The organism is Paenibacillus sp. EKM206P, assembly GCF_011066155.1.
Classification (GTDB): Bacteria; Bacillota; Bacilli; order Paenibacillales; family Paenibacillaceae; genus Paenibacillus; species Paenibacillus polymyxa_D.
On sequence record NZ_JAAMNQ010000006.1, the window covers coordinates 263656 to 286351 of the forward strand.

Sequence of the window (22696 nt, forward strand, 5' to 3'; positions counted from 1 at the left end):
GATATACGAGAAGTTCAAGAGAGGGGGACAAGCATGAAAAAATGGATATTTCGCTATCGTTACGATATGGCGGCAATGATGTTGATGCTGATTGCGATTGTTGCATATCTTGCACCCATCTATGGACCAGGGCAAATTGTGTTTAGCGACATTGCTTTTGGAGCCACCTCTCATCGGTATCTGGAGGAAATAACCGGGGTATGGAACGAGCGATGGTCTACCTCGACCTTGTTCAATGCTCCACGTATCCTGTACATCTTGCCCTTCTATGGACTGTCACTCTTATTTGACGAAAGCGGACCGGTCTTGCTCAAGTCGTTTATTACAGGCTTGTTATTTGTTTCGGCATTTTCGATGTATGCCTTTGCCAAGCGATTGGTTAGCGTGTATTATTCACCAAGCTTTACGAAGACCCGTATTTTTGCCATCATGGTCGGCTCGTTGTTTTATGCGCTGAATCCGTGGGTTATTTTCCGCATTCAGCATATTTATTTGCTCTGTGGATATAGTTTATTTCCGTTAATGCTGCGATTCTTTTTCAGTGCGGTGGACCCCAAGTTTCAAATTCAACAAATTAAAAACTGTCATCCCCACAAGTTGTATCAGCGGAACTGGATCGACCTGTTTCTGTTGGCTGCGGTATTCACCGTTAGTGCTGCGGCAATTCACTATTTTTTCTTCGGCATGATTTATTTGGGCTTGTTCACCATGTTGCTATTGATCAAGCTGACCTGGACCCACCGTAAGGCTGGTCGCACCTATTTGCAGCCGTTATACGGCAATTTTTTGCGTAAAGGGATCATTTTTGGCATGTTTTTCGGTCTGCTCAGTTTTTATTGGTTGTTTCTATATGTCGGTAGCATGTTGATGGACGCTCAAGCGTCTCAGCATAATATCAATGTCGTGGATACGTTGTCTCTGTTCAGCCGCAACAGCAGTTTAAATAATGTGGGTTATTTACTGAGCTATTGGTGGCCCATGTTTTCCTTGTCCTCACTGCCTGTCATGTTTTATGTAGGAGGGGGATTTTTGTTGCTATTGATCGGGTATGCGATGGTGACACGTTCACATAAAAATCCGATCATTCTGATCTTCTCGCTACTTACGCTGCTGTTTCTGGTTGCAGCTACCGGGACGACGTTCCCATCGATTGCCAAGTGGTTTGTCATTCTGGTTACGAAAACCCCTGTGATTGGTTCGGTTTTCCGTGATCCTAACAAATTTATTGGACTGATTGCCCTTAATTTCGGGGTGTTGCTGACCTTTGGTGTCATTCAATTTATGGAATGGTTCGGATCATCGCCGCTACAGCGTGTATATAAAAAGCTGGCGGTCGTTATCGTCGTCCTGTGTCTGGGGGTATATTTTGCTCCCTTGCGCACTCAGTTCATTGAGGGGTACTACAAGCCAGTACAAGTGCCGGAGGCTTATGGTCAAATGGCTGAAAAGCTGACTGATCCGGATCGTTTCGATAGCAAGGCATTATACTTTCCGATTGCTGACAATATGATTCAGAGCTATAACGGAGTAGCCACGCCCAAATGGAATAAAGGGAAGACCGCAAACGAAAAGGCAACCGGAGATTTTCAGGTATACTCTTCTCCTAAAAATACGGTCTTTCATCATGAGGGCAATGATCCCGGTATTACATATTATATGAATTTTCTACAGTATGTCATGGACAACGGATTAAGCTCCCGATTAGGTTGGCTGTTCTCTACCTTTGGTGTTAACCAGTTGGTCTACCATGATGAATATGTGGGACAGGAGAAGCGTCAGGATTTCCACCTCTCTCAGCTGGAAGGTCAGACCGGGCTGAAACGTACGTACCAGAACGGGCTATTTTCCATATTCAATCTCGACCAGACACCACCCTATATGAACATCCTTGCGAGTAAAATTGTAACACCTTACGGTTTTAGCCGGCTGGAGAGCTACAGCCATCTGCCCGGTTTTGATTTTAGCCGCTTTGGAGTGCTGTTCAGTGCGTTAAAGCCTGAGCTAAAAACCGTCCAGACGATTAACAAAGGGGATTATGTGGAAGCGGTGTCCTTTAATGACTTGCTATTGTCACAGCTTCCAGCAGAGGATTACTTACGGCCTTTTGATGCCATTGAGGATGGTAATGCCTTTTTAAAATGGTCCAAAACCTTTGCCTCGACCAACGATTGGTTGTGGTATTTATCCTCCCAAAATATACGGAACTTTCCGTTCGATATGGAAATGGATGCAGGGATTGCGGTCACCTTTGCCAGTAAGAAGCTGGATGTGGCCCCGTATCAGATGAGCAGCATCGAAGGGAAGACGGTTGTGGACTTTGATTCCATGTTGCGGACCGAAACCTTCTTCAAGCCGGATAACCCGCAGTTGTTCAGTGTGCAGGCTAATCCCCGTGAGGAATTGAATGATGTGCCAACTCTGCATGGCGAAATTATGAAGGGTGACCCGAGTAATATATGGCAGGTCGCTCGATCGGGTTTGCTGGAAGCCAAGGAAAATAATCCGTATCAGTTCCAAATTACTGTTTCCGGTCGCGGAACGAACAAAATGCATGTGAAAATGAGATTTTACGATAAGCAAATGCGTGAACTGGGGGTTAGCTATGTCGTGGCGCCTTCGGAGGGATATAATTTTGACAGTGTGAAATTTTACGGGGAATACGTGTCGCCGCCCGGCAGCTATTGGATGCGAATGGATTTGTTAACCCTGCAGCGTCCACAGCAAAAAAATTACTGGTGGATTCATGATATCCAGCTACGTGATTTGGGGCAATACAGTAAGCCTAACACGTTTACGATGCACAAAAAACTGGATCAACCTCAAACCTCGCATGTATATGCCAGAGTGTTTATGAATAAGGCAGGCGGGAAATTACAAGTCACGTTACCGGACAAAGTGGTTAGTATCAAGACCCAGGATGATGGTTTAAACCAATTTCAATGGGTCGATCTGGGAGAACATGTTTTTCCAAAAGGAGATACTCCAGTCACGGTTAATAACCTGCAAGGTTTTAATGCGGTCAATCAATTTGCGATTGTGCCTGTGGATCAGCTAGATCGGTTATCTTTTCCAGTGGAGCAGGCATTGAAGCGGGGCAAGCTCTTTTTCACCTTGGAGGCAGAGAACGATTTTAACGCCCAAGGGAATGTGCAGACGGAGCGTGCTTTGCCAAGACTTAGTATGGGGCGAGGGATCAGCTATCAGAAGGGGACGTTAAGCAGGGATGTGGAAGTCGCCAAAACGGGAACCTATGCCACAGCTATTTTGGCTAATCTACCTGCAGGATACCATGGGTCATTAACGATGAAGTGGGTGAATGAAGAGACGGGAGAGGTGCTGACCAGAACGATTCGTACGGAAGAGTCGTATAAGCGGTTACCCGCTACCTCTTTATCTGAAAAGCAGGTTATTGAAACGGTGCCCGATCAGGATGGTTTTGCCAAGAAAATCATACAAATTCCCGGTCTGCTGAACGACTATGGCCGAATAGAATTCAAAAATCTGTTCCTAACCAAGGGAAAGTATCACTTAACCCTTGTGCTGGACAGCCAAGTACCGTCATTGAGCCGTTTTGGAGATATTCATCGAATGGGCGGGCAGGAAGTGACGGTAATGCCTGGGGAGAACACGAAGGAGTCATTAGACACGGATGTCGGATGTGTAGCGGATATACGACCTGGCCAGACGAACCTGTCATTTATGGACGAAGGACTCTCTATCCGTTACGCACCTAGCTATTCCTGTGACTGGAATATATATGCGTCCAAGAAAATGAAGGCCGAGCCGCTGCAAGAGTATGCCGTGCAGTTGGATGCGCGATCAGCACAAGTTGGAAGTCGGCACATGAAGGTCATATTTTTGAATAAAGCGTCCCAGGTTCTCCAAACCTCCTATATTGATGAGGTGGAGGAGAGAGATAAGGAACAATGGAATCATTATGATCAAATTGTGAAGGCACCGGCAGGAACCGCCATGATGCAGTTTCAAATTTTAGCGCATGCGCACAAGAAGCAGTCAGGCTTATTTCAAATGAAGGAATATTCCATTATCCCTTATCAAGCCATGATTACAGTGGATCAATTTACGTTGTTTGAGGGAACGGATATGGATACCTTTTTTATGGCACCACATGCTTCGGAAAGCATTCAGGCTACTCGTGAGAATTCCATGGAACGTAGTTTTACGCTATATAATCCGACGCATCAGCAGGTGCTGATCCGGGAGACCGAATCACCCAATCCACTATGGGAGTTCAGGCTGGGTGGCGAAAATCAGCGAGCCCGTCTGTCTGTGAATGGAGTAACTACCGGATTTATTACCAATGGTAACGGGAACGGGAAAGTCGTCGTTATTCTGGCTTCCGCCTACCGTTTCGGATGGGGACTGTTCCTCATAGGGATACTGGGTGGAGCAGCTTGTTTTCTTCCTTATCGGCGATGGAAGAAGCGAAACCTTCCATAAAAAGCAAGCTGCTCAGTGGGGAAATGGGTAGCCATGATACGGCTACATCTCATATTTGTAGCCTCTGCCCCAGACGGTACGGATGTGCTGAGGATTTTTAGGGTCACGTTCTATTTTTTTGCGGAGGCTGGAAATATGTACGTCGATAGTGCGATCCAGATAAGCGCCATCTCCGCCTTTGATCCGATCCATCAGCTCGCTGCGGGTAAAGACTTTACCTGGATTGCAGGACATTTCTTTTATAATAGAAAATTCGATTTGAGTGACTTCTATTTCTTGGTCATCGACTAACAGACAATGACGGTAATCATTCACCCATACCCTTACCTTTTTATTCTTTTGAGTTACCGTTTGCGATTCAGTGAGCATGTTGCGGCCGCAGCGGCGCAGCAGGGCTTTGATGCGGGCATTTAACTCTATCAGACTGAACGGCTTGCATAAGAAGTCATCTGCTCCGTCATCCAGAGCTTTTATTCTTATATTCAGCACGGTGTTATTAGAGATGACCAGCATAGGGACTGTGGTAAATTGACGGATTTGGCTGATCAGCGCACATTCGACTTTACCGGAAAACATTAGAGCAGTCACAATAATATCCGGCTTAAAACGCATGAGTGTAGGAATTGCAAGTTTAGAGTCATAAATAAGCTCGGTATGATAGCCTTCCTCCTGAAGGTGAAGAGCAATCATATCTGCCAAACCTTTTTGATCTTCAATGATGAGTATTTTTATGGGCATGACTGACATCTCCTGTACAGACAAAGATACAATAGCATTGCATAATCATGTATTTGCCACGATAATACATACTTATGTATTCGGCAGAAATGCGAAAAATGAACAGTCTTATAATGTAAGAAAAATATTAATTTACAGGAAGAAGGTTGCATCTTTGCGAATGATTTTATTATCTGGAGGTTCGGGTAAACGTCTGTGGCCCTTATCCAATGTGAACCGTCCCAAGCAGTTTCTTTCCATACTACGTCACGACGAACGGCCCGAAAGTATGCTGCAACGAATATGGAGGCAATTAGATGAGGCGAATTTGGCAGATGAGGCCTATTTTTCAACGAGTGGAACTCAGGCCGAGCTGATTCGAGGACAAATTGGCGGAGATGCTGTAGTCATTGAGGAGCCGACTCAGCGGGATACCTTCCCGGCCATTTCCCTGGCTACGGCCTACTTGCATGACGTTGCAGGCGCATCACGCGACGAGATCGTAGGGGTCATGCCTGTGGACGGGTATGCGGGGGATGAATTTTTTGAGCATCTGCGCAGGCTTCCTTCCATATTAGAGCAATCAGGAAGCCATATCGCATTAATGGGGGCTGCTCCGACGGAACCCTCTGATAAATACGGATATATTGTGCCTTCAGCCTCTCCTTCACTTGACCAGCCATATTATAGGGTTAGTTCATTTGTAGAAAAGCCGGATCTGATTCGTTCAGAAGCGTTGATCCGTGAAGGGGCCTTATGGAATTGCGGGGTGTTTGCTTTTAGACTGGGCTTTTTATTGGATATTCTGAAGCAAATGGGTATACCATCCGACTATGAATCTCTTTCGACAAATTATGCAGACTTGCCTAAAACTAGCTTCGATATTGCGGTAGTAGAGCATACTCATAAGCTCTCTGTGCTTCCATATCATGGAGAGTGGAGAGACTTGGGCACATGGGATTCGTTGGTGAGAGAAGTAAGTTCGAAGCTGAGTGGTCCAGGATATATTTCAGAAGCTTCACATGACTCGCATATCATCAATGAACTGGAGATTCCGGTCAGTATCTGGAATGTCCCGGACATTATCGTCGTTGCCGGGCCGGATGGCGTGCTGGTTACGGATCGGCAGTCATCCACAGGAATTAAGGATATGGTGGCGGAAATTGAAATCGGACCACGTTTTGAGGAGCGCTTCTGGGGAAAGCAAACGGTGTTATCCCATCAAGCGGCAGCAAGTGGATTGCAGACAGTGACCAAACGCGTGGTCATTTCAAACGGGAGATTTATCAGCTATCATGAGCATCAGTTTCGTAAAGAAGTTTGGACTATAGTTTCTGGAACCGGGAGTGTCTCTATCAATGGCGTGATACAGACAGTCAGCCCCGGTGAGGTCATCGTCATTGAACCCGGTACAAAGCATTTTATAGGGGCAGTAGAAGGAGATTTAGAATTCATTGAGTCACAAATCGGACATATCGTATCCGAAACGGATATTATCCGTTATGAATTTCCTGATTCGATTGACGACCATACTCATGAAGTGTCTACAATATAGGGACTGATAGATACGAACGAGGTTTATCAGAAGGCAGTGAAGAGTAGTAGGAACTATTTTTTATTAGAGCTTAGATGCCTGTTCATTCCTAAAAAGGTATTCATGCGTTATACGAATGAATACCTTTTTTTTGCATAAACAGTTCTCTGTGTTTGTAATGAATTGAATAGAAAAGAGACTTATAAAATAATAATTTTCTTGGAAGTCAGCCACTCTTTTACAGCGTCCGTACTGAGGTCTCTTTTGGGCGTCCATTCTATTTTATCAACCAGCTTGCCGTTTCTGAATTCTGCAATAGTGGGGGTGTATTTAACGTTGTAATCCTCTTTGAATTTATTCCATTGAGGCTTGTCCTTATGGATTTTGTGAACGTTCAAAAAAGTAATTTTAGAGCCTAGATTATACTGTTCGATCATCTTGTTAAAGTTAGGCTCAAACCGATTGCAATCGCCACAACTCGGTCTGCCGACATAGACAAACACACTTTGATCCTGCTGAATCAAACGCTTAAAACCATCTAGTGTAACCGCATTCAAGTGGTCATATATTTCGGGATAATTGCTTTTGCTTGCTTGGATCTCTTTATCTTTCTGCTGAACAACCTGCTCCAGATCTTGAAATTTAACTACAGCTGAAATAGCGATACCAATGAGAAGCAATACAATGACACTTAACCCGGCGATATATCCTTTTTTCACAGAAACCCTCCTTTTTTTACAATCTCAAACTTACAATAAATGATTTTTTCGTTTTTCACTGTAACACTTGTCTCATTATGTATAAAAAAGAAGCTTTCCCGTAGGGAAAGCTTCTTTAGTCAGCATTTTGCATAATTCGATTCCCAACGCTTGTAAGTACAGTATATAGACGAATTAAAGCATTTCGATCTATATACTGCTGATTTGAAAACGCTCCTGGGATTTATGCAAAATGCCCTAGTCTGATAATTAAATGTTAGACCACAACAGTCAACAAGTAATCCTCACGCTTCACTTCAGTTTCCATTGTGTTCAATACGTCCAGGTATTGAGCGGAATTTGTTACGATAATCGGCGTAGTCGTTGTATAGCCTGCCGCCTTAATTTGTTCGATATCAAATTCGAGCAACAATTGCCCTTGCTTCACTACATCACCCTCTTTGACGCGCTTGTCAAGGAATTGTCCTTTCAGCTTCACTGTATTCACACCAACGTGAATCAGAATTTCTGCTCCGTCATTGGAAGTAATACCGATGGCATGTCCGGTTGGGAATACGGTCGTAATCGTTCCATTGACAGGAGATGTCAGCACACCCTCTGTAGGATCAATAAGGATTCCTTTCCCCATAGCACCTGAAGCAAAAGCAACATCAGAAGATTGTTCCAAAGGCAATACTTTACCTTGCAGTGGGCTTACGAGAATTTCTTTCTCGATTGTCACTTCTTTCTTTATAGGCGCAGCTTCTGTTTTTGCAGTTTCTTCTTTTGGATCATCAAAGCCCAAAATCATAACCAACACAACTGCGAGTACAAAGGCAACGAGCAAACCGATGACTACCCACAAGAATCCAGTTCCAAAATAAGTTGGCAGCGCCAGTAAACTAGGTAGGGAGAAGGATTTTGCAGTCGCTCCGCCAGAAGCGATAATAGCGCCACCAATACCACCGGATATGCAAGCATAAATAAAAGGCTTTTTCAATTTCAAAGTTACACCATAAATCGTTGGTTCTGTAATCCCGAATACAGCCGCCAGTGTAGAGGAACCCGCCAAAGCCTTCATTTGAGTATTTCTAGATTTCAGGAATACCCCCAGTGTTGCACCGGCTTGAGAAAGTACGGCTGCTGTAAGCATCGGAAGCATCGTGTCATAACCCAATGTAGCAATATTGGACAGCATAATAGGAACGAAGCCCCAATGTACACCGAAAATAACAAACACTTGCCAGAATGCACCAGCCACAGCTCCGGCGATCAATGGGCTTAAATTGTATACCCATGTAAAACCGTTCGCCAAGCCTTGACTGATCAGGTTACCGACTGGACCAAAGGCCAAAAACGTCAACGGAACAACAACTAGCAGTGATAGCATAGGGACGATAATGTTTTTAACCGATTGATGAACAAAGGAATTAAACCAACGTTCCACATAGGACTGTACCCATACCGCGAGAATAATTGGGATTACGCTGGAACTGTATTTTATCAGAATGATTGGAATCCCGAGAAAAGCCAGTTTTGCCGGATGGTCCACCGCTGCAATAACATCCGGGTACACGAGTGCTCCAGCAACTGCGACCGATACAAAGGCATTTGTCTTAAATTTACGGGACGAAGTAATAGCCAGGAATATAGGCAAGAAATAAAATACGCTGTCCGAAGCGGCGTTCAAAATGAGATACGTACCGCTTGTAGTATCAATCCAATGAAGCGACGCAATTAAGGCCATAATCCCTTTGAGCAAACCTGCTCCGGCAAGAGCACCCAAGAGAGGTGAGAAAATGCTGGAAATGATATCGACCGCTTTGCCGAGAACATTTGTTTTTTCGGAAGATTCTTCCTTTTTGGCATTAGGATTGTCTGCATCCTGCAAATTCGTTTCTGCCATCATATGCTCAAATACTTGACCTACATTGTTGCCGATGACCACTTGGAACTGGCCGCTGCTTTCCACCACTGTAATGACACCAGGTGTTGCTTCCAGTGCAGCTTTGTCTGCTTTTGTGCGATCTTTTAATTTAAATCTCAAGCGTGTAGCGCAATGGAATACGGAATTGACATTCTCTTCGCCGCCAACGAGAGTCACTATTTTTTTAGATAGTTCTTTATCACTCATATTTAGAACTCCTTATGGGTTATTCTTGCTACTGATAGGGTTTACCGTTTACATTTGTTGCTAAGATGCGCCGGCATGCATCTTTTTAACCTTGTAAACAAGAAAAACCTAAACTCGTGGTGAAAACTGCGCACTCTTCCTATAAGGGAACGTCGATTTCACCATCAGTTTAGGTTTTGCCTGCCTTACCAGTCACAATCCATGAACGATGAGGGGTATGAAGTTGTTAGTCTTATATGTTATTACGCTCAGTTACCCGATGAATATGGATAGTTAGATATACGTATTCATCCTTGCTTAAATATTGATCGTATGTTTTTTCCAGATACTCATTGATCTTTTGGGCGCAAGCAAAAGCTTCGGTATACGTCTGCTTCACCTGGTTGTACAAGAATTCTTCACCACTGTGAATGACTTCTTTACGAATCACTCGCATCGCAAAATATTGCAAATGTGTCAAAAATCTCGAATAGCTAAAAGAAGACTCATCCAGCACAATCCCGTAATGGTACGTAATAATGTTCAATATATGTTGGACAATCTCGGTCATTTTCAGTGTAGATTTCATTTCGTTACCGTCAATCCGTGCATTCACCATATGCAATGCAATAAATCCCGCTTCATCTTCGCCCAATTTTACTCCGAGCGTATTTTCAATTTTTTGGAGAGCATCCAGTCCAACTGCAAATTCTTTTTTGTAAAAGCGTTTAATTTCATACAGCATCGCGTTTTGGAGTGCCAGTCCTTTTTCTTGCCGTTGTATGGCAAAATGAATATGGTCGGTCAACGTTAAATAAATATTATCGCTTAACTCCGTATCCAACACTTCTGTTGCATGGGTTACGATTTCATTCACGACCTCCAGATGAGATACAGGAATATCGTTCAGCAGCTCGGTTAGTTTGGCCGTGAACTCGTTTTCATTTAACATGAAAATCTTATCTATTTTATCATCATCGACTTGATCGCCAGCCACCTTTTTGAAGGAAATACCTCTTCCCATCACGATGACCTCTTTGCCTTTATCGTTTTTAGTCAATAGGACGTTGTTATTGAGCACCTTCTCAATAATCATTGAAGTTCCCCCTCCCATCCTTTACCAATAAAAAATGCCTAAGCACAATTCAATACTATTGTTAGCAATAGTACTCAATTGAACTCAGGCATTGCCCGCATCACCGGTCACAATCCTTCGATATAGTGCTATTGTAGCACAAAAAAAAGCGATTTCAACATTTTTTATTCTGTTTCGACAAAAAACATTTTATATCAAGACCCTTTTGCCTAATTTGCAAGTAAAGCGTTACCTTATGTGGTCGTACGTTCAATGAGGCTGTACTCTAGCGAATGAAGCTCCATTTGGCGTCCAATCAGCTGGGGGGAAAGCATGAAAAAAGCATTTTGTGCTTGAGCCATGATAGGATTTTGAATCGTTGTAATCCCCAACGTATGCGACAGCTCCGTGTTATCAAACCCAACAATCGCCAGATCTCCCGGTACGTTCAGCCGTTGTCTGCGTGCTTCGCAGAGAATGCCCACAGCTACATAATCGTTAGCACATAAAATAGCCTCTGGGAATTCCCCCCGATGCTGTAACAAATCCCGTACGACCTGTTCGCCATCACGGATATTATAAATTGAAGAGTGATTCCAGTGTTGCAACACTGGCAGATTGTGCTCACTCATGATCTGTTCATAGGCTCGTTGTCTGCTATGGGTATTGATGCTGCTTGGACGACCAAAAGCATTGGCTATACGGGTATAGCCTTTTTGTATCAAATGCTTTAGTGCTAGCATGTAACCTTCATATTGATCCATTGCCACGGAGCGAATATCGGTATGCTCCATTCGTTGCCAGGCCACGATCGGGCCATATTTACAATAGGTACTCAAAAAATCAGTGTCATTCACGCAGGAAATGATGACCAGCGCGTCGACTCTTTTTCTTTTTAAATCTTCAAAAGCTTGAAGCTCTTTCTTTTTGTCTTCTCCCGAAGTATAAATAATGGTTTGAAATTCATACTGGCCTGCTACTTCCACAAAACTGTCCAGAAAAGCGAGAACAATTTCATTGATCGTTGAAGTGATGATGCCAATCTGAAGCGTTTGACCCTTGGATAGAGAAATGGCATTCCGATTAGGAACGTAATCCAACTCCTGCATGATTTTCAATATTTTAGATCTGGTTTCTTGGCTTACATGGGGGGACTGATTTAATACTCTGGATACCGTAGCCTTGGAAAAGCCCGCCAGTTTTGCAATTTGATCAAGATTCGACATGGTGCTTCTCCTCACATAAGAAAAAATACTTGACATGAAACGCGTTACAACGATTAGGATGCTTATGAGGGCATTACGTCTATTTTAAAGCATCTGTCAATGCATTTCAAAGGAGAACGGTTACCGTTAGGTATGGTAGGTATGGATTCACATTTGCAGCATTTGATGGGATTACTTAGGCCAAAGTGAAAATCTTATATACGGAAAGAGGTCTTTATACCATGACGAAGATGCTAAAAGGATTTCCGAAAAACTTCTTGTGGGGCGGGGCAACTGCAGCCAACCAATTGGAAGGTGCTTTTGACGTAGATGGAAAAGGCTTGTCCAGCGCAGACATGATTGCTTATGTACCCAAAGCGGAACGTAAGAACGATCACGCTATAGAGATTTCGTCCGAGCGACTCGAAGACATTTTGGCAGGCAAAGTCAATGCCCGTTTCCCAAAACGTGAAGGTGTGGACTTTTACCACCACTACAAAGAAGATATTGCATTGTTCGCTGAAATGGGCTTTAAAGTATTTCGTATGTCCATCCACTGGTCGCGGATTTTCCCGAATGGCTATGATCACGAGCCGAATGAAGCAGGATTGCAATTCTACGACAATGTATTTGATGAGCTGCGCAAATATAATATTGAGCCCTTGGTAACATTGTCACATTATGAAACACCGCTAGGTCTGACTCAGAAGTATAATGGCTGGCTGGGTCGTGAAGTCATACAGCATTACGTCAATTATGCCGAAACGGTGTTTACACGCTATAAGGATAAAGTAAAATACTGGCTGACCTTTAATGAAATCAATGTAATGACCATGAGTCCGTTCACCGGTGGCGGTGTGGTTATTGACCGTGTAGAAAACAAACAGCAAGCGATATATCAAGCATTGCATCATCAATTTGTAGCTAGTGCACTGGCAACCAAACGGGGACATGAGATCATCCCGGGTGCTCAGATCGGCTGTATGTTGGCACGTATAGAAAGCTATCCACATACGTGTAACCCAGCGGATATACTGAAAGCCCAGCATGAAAATCAGATGAACCTATTCTTTACGGATGTGCATGCCCGTGGGGAATATTCCAACTATATGAATCGTTATTTTGAAGAAAATAATATTGTGATCCAGACAGAACCCGGCGATGACGAAATTTTGAAAAATAATACAGTTGATTTTATCTCATTTAGCTACTACATGACCTTGACCGTATCGGCAGGTCCAGAAGGCGAGAAAGCAGCAGGAAACCTGATTGGCGGCGTGAAAAATCCGTATCTGCAGTCCTCCGACTGGGGATGGCAGATCGATCCGATCGGCCTGCGTGTTACACTGAATACGTTTTATGATCGCTATCAAAAGCCTCTGTTCATCGTGGAAAATGGCTTGGGTGCATATGATAAGGTGGAGGAAGATGGCTCTGTGCATGACACATATCGCATTGATTACTTGCGTCAGCATATTGCCCAAATGAAGGAAGCGATTGCCGACGGTGTTGATCTGATTGGTTACACCAGCTGGGGCCCTATCGACCTTGTGAGCATGTCTACTTCCGAAATGTCCAAGCGCTACGGATTTATTTACGTTGATCTGGATGATGACGGTAACGGAACGCTCAAACGCTCCAAAAAAGACTCTTTTAATTGGTATAAAAATGTGATAGCAACCAATGGTGAAGAATTGTAATTCCATATCATCTCGGGCGGGTATAGCAGAGGACATCCTAAGGATGCGATCTGCTGTACCCGCTTTTTTGATAGACTCAATAATAATATTTCAGAGGGCTTCACAAACTTTTCACTTGTAATAAGCTGAAAGTTTTCTGTATAATGAATAAAAATTTCATATGTCTGGTTGATGTTTGCGGGAGATGGAACGAAGGTTCCGACCGAAGGGGCAAAACTCTCAGGTGCTTAGGCTGGTTACAGCCACAAGCGGGGACCGTAAACGGACAGAACTCTGGAGAGACCCTTAATTGGGCGCCGAAGGTGCACCGCAGAGAACATCTGCTTAAACTCTCAGGCAAAAGGACAGAGACGCGAATAACCTGTGACAGGGAATACCCTAGGCTTTTTTATGAGCTATTAGAGGTAGAAACCTGCACAAGATGGTTGTATTTTTTCGTGCCTTTAACCTCTCCAGGAGTCGAATCAGCTGATTTGACTCTTTTTTGTTTTCTAATATGTTGGAGGAGCGGGTTGAAAATGAATTTGGTACATGTGTTAGAAACGATTGACAGCTGGATATGGGGAGCGCCGCTTCTTATTCTCGTGATGGGCACGGGGTTGTGGCTAACGATCCGCTTGAAGCTGCTTCAGGTTATTCGATTGCCTTTGGCGCTCAAGCTAATTGGTAAAGCGCCGGACGAAGGTAGCGGAGATGTAAGCAGCTTCGGTGCATTGAGTACGGCACTGGCAGCTACTGTAGGTACAGGAAGTATTGTTGGCGTGGCGACAGCGATCAAGCTGGGTGGGCCCGGTTCATTATTCTGGATGCTGGTTGCAGCTTTTTTCGGGATGGCAACCAAATATGCGGAAGGATTATTATCCGTTAAATACCGTGTTAAAGACCGGAACGGACAATTTTCGGGTGGTCCGATGTATTATATTGAAAACGGACTTGGCCGCCGTTTCAAGCCGCTGGCGATGTTGTTTGCCTTTTCTGGTGTTCTTGTAGCCCTATTTGGAATCGGTACTTTTCCGCAAGTAAAGGCTATCGTTTCTTCGACGGAAAGTAGCTTTGGAGTGCCAACGGTAGTTACAGCGATCATTATTTCCGTGTTAACTGCTGTTGTTACGATTGGAGGACTCAAAAGTATTGCCAAGGTATCCACAAAGATTGTTCCATTCATGTCGGGGCTCTATATCGTAGTTTGCTTAATTGTACTCATTAAGTTTGCAGGAGAGCTTCCTCATGCGATTGCTTTAGTATTACAAGGGGCCTTCTCGACCACATCTGCAACGGGTGGATTTGCCGGAGCGACGATTATGTTGGCGATGCGAAGTGGAGTTGCCAGAGGTATTTTTGCTAATGAAGCCGGTTTGGGAAGTGCGCCAATTGCAGCAGCTGCTGCTAAGACGAAATGGCCTGCAGAACAAGGGTTGATATCCATGACAGGCGTATTTATCGATACGATGATTATTTGTAATCTGACGGGATTTACGTTGCTGGTTACGGGAATATGGAGTGGAAATGACGATGGAGGTCTGATGACCCAGCATGCGTTTTCCAGTGCCTTTCCGGCTGGTGCAGAACTCGTGACGATTAGCCTTATTTTATTTGCATTCACAACGATACTGGGCTGGAATTACTACGGGGAACGTTGTGTTGAATATTTACTGGGTGTCAAATGGATTAAACCATACCGTTATTTGTTCATCGCACTTGTGGCAGGAGGTGCGTTCATCAAGTTGGAAGCCATTTGGCTGCTGGCAGATATCTTTAACGCAATGATGGCTTTCCCGAATCTGATTGCACTGCTTGGCTTATCGGGAATCGTAGTTGCAGAAACCCGAACCTATATGGATTCTCTGTATCCTAATAAGAAAAAGGGCATTCTTGCAGGTGCCAGTGTAGGGGCAGCTATTCAAGTAGAAGAAAAGGGACAAACGGTTAATTCATAAATTCCAAAAGGGAGTGCCCTCAGCCATCACAGGCTTGAGGACACTCCCTTTTTAAATGTTATAACGATGCGCGCAAAATAGCTAAAATATCTCCTTGATTAAGCTTTTTATAGTTACCGAAGCCTCCGTATTCCATTTCACGGGCTGCAATGTTTGCGATTTTTTCCAATTGCTCATCATTAATATTGTAATCGGCCAGGGTGGAAGGGGCACCGAGACTTGTCCAGAATGCACTAAGACGGTCAATACCTTCCAAGGCGATTTCTCTATCTGTTTTACCTACGGTGTCTAAGTCAAACATACTGAGCATCAGCCGTTTCATGCGTGCAGCATCCTGATCCACCGTATGTCTCATCCAGTTGGGGAATAGGATCGCCAGACCGCCAGCATGAGGAATATCATATACAGCAGATAATGCATGTTCAATCGTATGCGAAGCCCAGTCCCCGAAGTAGCCCATTTGCAGTGTTCCGTTAAGAGCAATCGTTCCGGCATATAAAATCGTTTCGCGATGCTCGTAGTTGTGCAAATCCTCCAACAGCTTAGGTGCAGTTTCGATTACGGTTTGCAGCACGGAAAAGCACATACGATCTTGCAACGGTGTGTTTTTAACATTGTGAAAATACTGTTCAAATACATGGCTCATCATATCCACCATGCCATATACCGTCTGATCACGTGGCACAGAGAAGGTGTTTTTTGGGTCCAGAATCGAGAATTTCGGATGCGTCACCGCGCTGCCCCATACGTATTTTTCGTTTGTTTCCCAGTTGGTGATAACAGAATCTGGATTCATTTCTGAACCGGTAGCGGCGAGTGTGAGGATGGTACCGAATGGCAGAGCCTGGGTAGGCATGTGCTTTTTATTGATAATATCCCACACATCGCCGTCATATTCAGCCCCTGCTGCGATGGCTTTGGTGCAATCAATAACGCTTCCGCCGCCTACTGCAAGTAAGAAGTCGATGTTTTCATTTCGGCAAATGTCGATGCCCTTCTTAACGGTGGACAAGCGCGGATTCGGCTCTACGCCGGACAATTCATGAATGTTAAGATGTAGCGGCTCTAACGCGTTTAATACCTGGTCATACAGACCATTTCGCTTGACACTTCCGCCTCCGTATATCAGTAAAATATTTTTGCCGTAATTCAGCAGCTCCTGCTGCAGTTCTTCAATTTGATTGTCTCCAAATATTAATTTGGTGGGGTTATAATATGTGAATTTGTTCATCTGGAAAGTTCCCCTCAGTTCATAGTTCATGTTCAAATCGTAAATCGCTTAACCTGATTGCCTGTTGAATACCTAACTTTACCATGTAAGCTATTTGAAATGACGATTAACTATTATACATGAAATGAATAAGGGAATTCAAATAAATCTAATCTTTGACCGCTCCGGCGGCAAGATCGGAAATAAACTGGCGGCTAATGAAAAGAAATAAAATTATAAGTGGCAGTACAGCAAGCAGGGTGCCCGCAATGACCATCGCATAATCCGTATTGTATATCCCGTTTAATTGTGACAGTGCAATCTGGAGTGTGAATTTACGCTCATCCGTTAAGACGATTAACGGCCATAAATAATCATTCCAGGCTCCTATAAAGGTAAACGCGCCGAGAAAAGCGAACGCAGGACGTAGAATAGGCAGTGCTACATTCAAGTACAGCCGAAAAAAGCTGCATCCGTCCATCCGCCCCGCATCCAGCAGCTCCTTTGGAATGGATTCTTCCGCATATTGACGAATCCAGAAAATGCCGAAGGCATTTACCATCCCCGGGATAATAAGCGCTTTGAACGTACCTACCCATCCAAAGGTGGCCATCATGACAAAGGAGGGGACAAGCGAAAGTTGTGAAGGGACCATCATTGTAGCTAGCAGAACGATAAATAGCACTTTTTTGCCCGGAAAATCAAACTTGGCGAATGCGAAACCTGCCAGCGAATCGAAAAACAGAACCAATAAGGTAACAGAACCGGCTACAAAAAGGGTATTAAAAAAGGCTCCGGCAAAATTAATCTGCTGCAATACTCTCGTTATGTTATCCAAGAAGTGGCCGCCAAACCACAATTGCGGTGGAAAACGATAGATGTCTGAAGTTGTACGGGTTGCCATGACGATCAGCCAGTAAAATGGAAACATCGACAGGATGATTCCCACCAACAATCCGGCATATAAAACAAAGGATTTTGCACGTGTCTGCATCATGTTGTGAAGCTCCTTCCCATCGTTATTTTTTACCTTGAACGAGTTTCCAGTTGATGATGGAGAATAGAGCAATGATGAGGAACATGCCCCATCCGACGGCTGCACCATATCCAAAATAGTTGTTAATGAACGACTCGCGGTACAGGTATAAAACGATGGTCATGCCACTTGCCCCGGAACCGCCGTCATTACCGACCAGGACCTGTGGCTCGGTGAAGAGTTGCATACCGCCGATGGTGGACGTAATGACCGTAAACAGAATGACTGGGCGCAGCATGGGGATAGTGATGCGGAAAAAAGCTTGCGCTCCGGTTGCTCCGTCTATTTTGGCGGCCTCATACAGCACATGCGGAATACTCTGAAGTCCGGCCAGATAGATGATTGCGTTATAGCCCATCCATCTCCATACGACCATAGAAGAAATGGCAATTTGGATACCCCATGGCACATTCAGCCATTGAACCATGGGCAGTCCCAAGAGTTGCAGAAGGTAGTTGAGAAATCCGAAATTGTTGGCAAATAAGGCACCAAATATGATGGCGACAGCCACAATAGACGTCACATTGGGCAGGAAGAATCCAACTCGCCATAAGGTGCGCATTTTCACAAATGGGGCATAAAGCAGAAAGGCAATAATCAGTGCGAAGAATAGCATTGGAATTGTTGCATACACCCAGATCACAAAGGTGTTGCCTACAGCCTGCCAAAATTCATGATCTGTTACAAGGTAGCGAAAGTTGCCCCAGCCGTTGTAGGTCATGTCTCCGATTCCGTCCCATTTGTGAAACGCCAGGTATAATGAAAAACCAATCGGAAACAGTCCAAAGATGCCAAACAGCAGATAAAACGGCGAGATCGCAGCATAAACGGCACGGTGCTTCCAGATTTCTCTCAGCATATTGTCCACACGCCTTTTTTGAATTTTGTTTTTTTATCGCTGTAATTCCCGTTCGATTCGTTCCATGGTTTCCGTCCATAATGCATCAGGATTAGCATCCTGCTTGGCAACATTAGCAAGGCGACGGGTCACAATGCCGTGGATGACAGGGTAGCGCTCGCCGAAATAGCTGCTTTTCACATGACGTGCGGAGGCGGCGAAGATGAGTCCGGTGGCCTGACCCCCAAAGAAAGGCTCGGGTGTCCCCATGATAGGATCGTTATAGACGCCGGGAGTGGACGGGAACAGACCGATTTTGTGGTAGGCTTCCAACTGGTGTTCCGGGTTTTGCAGCCAGGTCAGGACTTCAAAGGCTTCTTTGGGATGTTTGCTGGATTTGAGGATAGAAATGAACGAACCACCCAGGTTGCCGTCTCCTCCAGGAGCACGGGCGACTCTCCATTTGCCAGCTGTATCCGGCGCGGCCTCTGTGAGAACTTGCTTCATCCAAACAGCCCCTACAAAAGAGGCAATTTTGCCGTTATTGACCGAAGCGTTCCATTCGGGAGTCCAGCCATCCGCATTGGCGAGCAGATGCTTCTTGTGGAAATCGACAGCGGTTTTCCAGCCCAGACGGATGTCAGGAGATTGATTGCCAATATAGCTGCCATCCGGCTTGAAGTAGAGGTTTGTATGCTGAGCGAGCACTTGATTGTAAACGTTTACAATATTATCAGCCAAAAACGAACGGCTTCCGAATTTCTGCTGAAGTTGTTCTCCGGCTGCCATGTAATCATCCCATGTGCGGATCGAGGCACTAACCTTTTCAGGATCACTAGGCAAGCCTGCTTGCTTAAATAGATCGCTTCGATAGAAGAGGGCAGTAGGCCCAGTATCCATGGGAAATGCAATCATTTTACCATCAGGAGTGATCCCCTGATTCCATTTCCATTCCAAATATTGATCTTTTAGGCGGTCTGCTCCGAGCTCCCTTAAATCATAAAAACGATCCGCACTTGGAAATAGCTCCACCATCCAGTCGTTCAGAGCTACGATGTCTGGTTCACCAGAACGAGCTGCGAGCGTTGTCTTCAGTTTAGCTTTGAAGTCACCACCTATTTTTTGAGTTTTTAATTCAATGTTGGGAAAGTGTTTTTCCGCTTGGGCGAGTAGTTCATCATCAATGGAACGGTTCCAATACCATAATGTAAGCGTTATCTTTTTTCCATTTGACAAATTAGTTTCAGATGATTGACTTTCAGAGAACGAGGGTCCACTACAAGCACTGAACATAGTGAGAAAAGCAAGACATAATACCAACCATTGTACTGTCTTCACATCATTTCCCTCCTTGCTGTCTGAGATAATCTGCCTGCTAAACAAGTTGTAAATGGTTTAGCTCCATCATATGAAGCTGTTACCCATTTATGTGCATTGCCTTAACCAAAAACAAAAAATTTGAAACGTTTATCCATAAAAAAAAAGCACGTGCGTCTGTTATATGAAGAACGCACGTACTTAAGTTAGGGATTCAGCTCATGACATCAACCGCAGTATTTCATCTTTCAGAATTTCGGACCGAGTCCCGAAAATAACCTGCAGGGTACCGTTACCAAGCCTGATGATTCCCGACGCTCCGAGCTGCCTGAGAGCTTGATCGTTAACTGCTTTGTCGTCTTTGACGACAAGACGCAGCCGTGTGATGCAGGCATCAATGCTTAGGATATTGTCCGAACCGCCGAGATAGGTTAGTACCCTGCCTGCCTGACTGGACGGAGTGTCGGATGTAGCGTTTGCTTTTTTATTGGGTACAGATTCGTTAGCCTCAGACAGGAGACTGTCTTCTCCATCATCTTCACGCCCAGGAGTTTTTAGGTTGAATTTGAGAATGATAAATCGGAACAGAAAGTAATAGATGAGGGCGAAGACAAGCCCGACCGGGATCATTCGCAATGGGTGAGTGGAGAGTTTCATATTGACCAAATAGTCAATGAGTCCTGCTGAAAAGGAAAAGCCCAGTTTGACATCCAATAGGTATACGACCAGGCCGCTCAGGCCTGTCAGCAGAGCATGAACGCCGTAAAGCAATGGTGCAATGAACATAAACGAAAATTCGAGGGGCTCGGTAATTCCGGTCAGGAACGATGCCAGCGCAGAACCGATGAAAATGGAAGCGACGGCTTTACGTTTTTCCGGTTTAGCCGTATGGATGAATGCGAGAGCGGCTGCCGGGAGAGCAAACATCATAATAGGGAAGAAACCGGACATGAATAGACCAGCTGATTTATCGCCTGCAAAGAAACGGGTCAGGTCACCATGAACAACTTCGCCAGCTGCATTCGTATAGTTACCAATCTGAAACCACGCGATTGAGTTTAGTACATGATGCAAACCGAGCGGGATCAGCAGCCGATTGGCAATCATGAATACCATTGATCCGATTCCGCCAAACCCGACAATCCAGTTGCCGAAGGCTGCAATCCCATCTTGTACCGGACTCCAGATCATTCCGAGCAGAATGGCCAGAATCATGGTCGTGAAGGCGGTAATCATGGGGACAAAACGTTTGCCTGAGAAGAAGCCAAGCCAATCCGGGAGCTGAATATTATGATATTTTTTAAACAGAAAAGCAGACCATCCACCGATAAAAATACCACCCAATACGCCCATGTCCAGCTTGACGTCGTCTGGAATATATGCAAATATACCCGGCACTGCCGCCAAAATACGGGTCAACACCATATAGGCAATGACTGCCGATAATGCGGCTACTGCGTCGCCTGCCAGACCAATGGCAACACCAATGGAGAAAATGAGCGCAAGGTTACCGAAGATAGCCCCCGCCCCCTCGTTCAGAAAAGGAGTGACATAATGATTCAGAAATCCGCCAACTACGGGACCAAACGGTATATCCGTTTCATAATTAATCAGAGCTAATCCTTGCAAAATCCCTGCGGCGGGTAGAGTAGCTACTGGAAGCATTAACGACTTGCCGATTTTTTGCAGAAATTTCAGCATAACAATCTTCCCTTCTTCATCGAGTTTGGGAGTGTCGTATTCATCCTGAAATCCTTACTTGTGCCCATTTTTTTACATCATAAATCGGGGGATCTAACATGGTCAACGATTATTTTAAGCTATGAAATGACGTAAATCCGCAGTTGACATCGCTTACATGCTTATATAGTATCAAATTTAAGTTAATAATCGTGACGGAGACAAGAGAGCCACGCAGACATCCCATGGTACAGCACAGGGTTGATTTGTGATGGCTTTTCTTTTTTTTGTGCGATGAAAGCGATCAAAATCGGGTGATCTATTGAGGAGGTAGGTTGTATGTCGCCATACGCAGCCGAATTCATAGGGACAATGATTCTTATTGCCCTAGGTGGCGGAGTGTGCGCAGGGGTGTCCCTGAAAAAGTCATTTGCCCACGCTTCCGGCTGGATTGTGGTCGGAATGGGTTGGGGGCTTGCGGTAGCTATTGCGGTGTATGCAGTGGGTCAAATCAGCGGAGCGCATTTGAATCCGGCAGTTACACTCGCGTTGGCATTTCAGGGTAGTTTTCCATGGCAAGATGTATCCGGCTATATTGTGGCTCAGCTTCTTGGGGCCATGGCGGGTGCGATCATCGTCGTTTTGCATTATTGGCCCCACTGGAAAGAGACGGAGGACACAGCAGCCAAACTCAGTGTATTCGCGACAGGACCAGCTATTGATCATCCGTTTGCCAACGTGCTTAGTGAAATGATAGGTACTTTCATCTTTGTTCTTGCTTTACTGTCGTTTGGTGCCAATTCATTTACAGACGGCCTGAAACCGCTGATTGTTGGTTTTTTAGTTGTCAGTATCGGTTTATCCCTTGGAGGCACAACGGGCTATGCCATCAATCCAGCGAGGGATTTTGGGCCGCGTCTGATGCATTATTTACTACCGATTCCCGGTAAGGGGGCGTCCAACTGGAAATATGCATGGGTGCCCATTATAGGACCGCTATTGGGGGGATCTTTCGCAGGGCCATTTTATCAGGCTGTTTTTAAGGGGAGTGTGACTCCAGCTTTCTGGATTTTACTAGGGATCATCGTGATTGTACTCTTGATTACCTTCCGTATGAGTCGTACTTATAAAAATCATAAAAAGGATCACAAACTTATAGCGTAAAAACGATGGAT

15 protein-coding genes and 2 riboswitches are annotated in these 22696 nt (G+C 44.8%); of the genes, 5 read left to right on the forward strand and 10 right to left on the reverse strand.

The features are described 5' to 3' along the window. The first annotated feature begins 33 nt into the window (after positions 1 to 33). On the forward strand, positions 34 to 4461 hold the full coding sequence (locus G9G53_RS15345; RefSeq protein ID WP_165148759.1) for a hypothetical protein: 4428 nt from the start codon (positions 34 to 36) through the stop codon (positions 4459 to 4461). 42 nt (positions 4462 to 4503) lie between these two features. On the opposite strand, the gene G9G53_RS15350 is transcribed toward G9G53_RS15345, so the two are convergent. After that, complete coding sequence (locus tag G9G53_RS15350) at positions 4504 to 5199, reverse strand: response regulator transcription factor (RefSeq protein WP_165148762.1); 696 nt, start codon at positions 5197 to 5199, stop codon at positions 4504 to 4506. A gap of 160 nt (positions 5200 to 5359) precedes the next feature. Here G9G53_RS15350 and G9G53_RS15355 point away from each other — a divergent pair, with 160 nt between their 5' ends. Further along, entirely contained in the window at positions 5360 to 6733 is a 1374-nt protein-coding gene (locus tag G9G53_RS15355; protein ID WP_165148878.1) for a sugar phosphate nucleotidyltransferase, read from the forward strand. Positions 6734 to 6912: 179 nt separating this feature from the next. Here the strand turns inward: G9G53_RS15355 and G9G53_RS15360 are convergent, their stop codons facing one another. The 4 genes from G9G53_RS15360 to G9G53_RS15375 form a co-directional block, all read right to left on the reverse strand. After that, entirely contained in the window at positions 6913 to 7431 is a 519-nt protein-coding gene (locus tag G9G53_RS15360) for a thioredoxin family protein (protein WP_029518385.1), read from the reverse strand. A 256-nt stretch (positions 7432 to 7687) separates the two neighbouring features. Continuing rightward, positions 7688 to 9544 (reverse strand): beta-glucoside-specific PTS transporter subunit IIABC, encoded by a 1857-nt coding sequence (locus G9G53_RS15365; protein ID WP_165148765.1) that lies wholly within the window; start codon positions 9542 to 9544, stop codon positions 7688 to 7690. Between the two features lie 232 nt (positions 9545 to 9776). After that, a complete protein-coding gene (gene licT / locus G9G53_RS15370; RefSeq protein ID WP_023990001.1) occupies positions 9777 to 10619 on the reverse strand; it encodes a BglG family transcription antiterminator LicT in 843 nt (280 codons plus the stop codon). 233 nt (positions 10620 to 10852) lie between these two features. Further along, positions 10853 to 11824, reverse strand: a complete 972-nt coding sequence (locus G9G53_RS15375) for a LacI family DNA-binding transcriptional regulator (RefSeq protein ID WP_165148768.1) — start codon at positions 11822 to 11824, stop codon at positions 10853 to 10855. 221 nt (positions 11825 to 12045) lie between these two features. On the opposite strand from G9G53_RS15375, the gene G9G53_RS15380 reads away from it, so the two are divergent. Then, a complete protein-coding gene (locus G9G53_RS15380) occupies positions 12046 to 13503 on the forward strand; it encodes a glycoside hydrolase family 1 protein (protein WP_165148771.1) in 1458 nt (485 codons plus the stop codon). A gap of 168 nt (positions 13504 to 13671) precedes the next feature. Next, a riboswitch (glycine riboswitch) is annotated at positions 13672 to 13758 on the forward strand. Positions 13759 to 13766: 8 nt separating this feature from the next. Next, positions 13767 to 13861: riboswitch (glycine riboswitch) on the forward strand. A 160-nt stretch (positions 13862 to 14021) separates the two neighbouring features. Next, complete coding sequence (locus G9G53_RS15385; protein ID WP_165148773.1) at positions 14022 to 15440, forward strand: alanine/glycine:cation symporter family protein; 1419 nt, start codon at positions 14022 to 14024, stop codon at positions 15438 to 15440. A 58-nt stretch (positions 15441 to 15498) separates the two neighbouring features. On the opposite strand, the gene G9G53_RS15390 is transcribed toward G9G53_RS15385, so the two are convergent. The 5 genes from G9G53_RS15390 to G9G53_RS15410 form a co-directional block, all read right to left on the reverse strand. After that, on the reverse strand, positions 15499 to 16671 hold the full coding sequence (locus tag G9G53_RS15390) for an iron-containing alcohol dehydrogenase (protein ID WP_165148775.1): 1173 nt from the start codon (positions 16669 to 16671) through the stop codon (positions 15499 to 15501). 148 nt (positions 16672 to 16819) lie between these two features. Continuing rightward, positions 16820 to 17647 carry a carbohydrate ABC transporter permease gene (locus tag G9G53_RS15395; RefSeq protein WP_029518391.1) on the reverse strand — a complete coding sequence of 276 codons (828 nt, stop codon included), beginning with the start codon at positions 17645 to 17647 and terminating at the stop codon, positions 16820 to 16822. Between the two features lie 22 nt (positions 17648 to 17669). Beyond that, a complete protein-coding gene (locus tag G9G53_RS15400; RefSeq protein WP_029518392.1) occupies positions 17670 to 18545 on the reverse strand; it encodes a carbohydrate ABC transporter permease in 876 nt (291 codons plus the stop codon). A gap of 33 nt (positions 18546 to 18578) precedes the next feature. Then, complete coding sequence (locus tag G9G53_RS15405; RefSeq protein WP_029518393.1) at positions 18579 to 19862, reverse strand: ABC transporter substrate-binding protein; 1284 nt, start codon at positions 19860 to 19862, stop codon at positions 18579 to 18581. Positions 19863 to 20060: 198 nt separating this feature from the next. Further along, positions 20061 to 21542 carry a PTS transporter subunit EIIC gene (locus G9G53_RS15410; protein ID WP_029518394.1) on the reverse strand — a complete coding sequence of 494 codons (1482 nt, stop codon included), beginning with the start codon at positions 21540 to 21542 and terminating at the stop codon, positions 20061 to 20063. 318 nt (positions 21543 to 21860) lie between these two features. Here G9G53_RS15410 and G9G53_RS15415 point away from each other — a divergent pair, with 318 nt between their 5' ends. Continuing rightward, positions 21861 to 22685 carry an MIP/aquaporin family protein gene (locus tag G9G53_RS15415; protein WP_165148777.1) on the forward strand — a complete coding sequence of 275 codons (825 nt, stop codon included), beginning with the start codon at positions 21861 to 21863 and terminating at the stop codon, positions 22683 to 22685. Positions 22686 to 22696 lie beyond the last annotated feature (11 nt).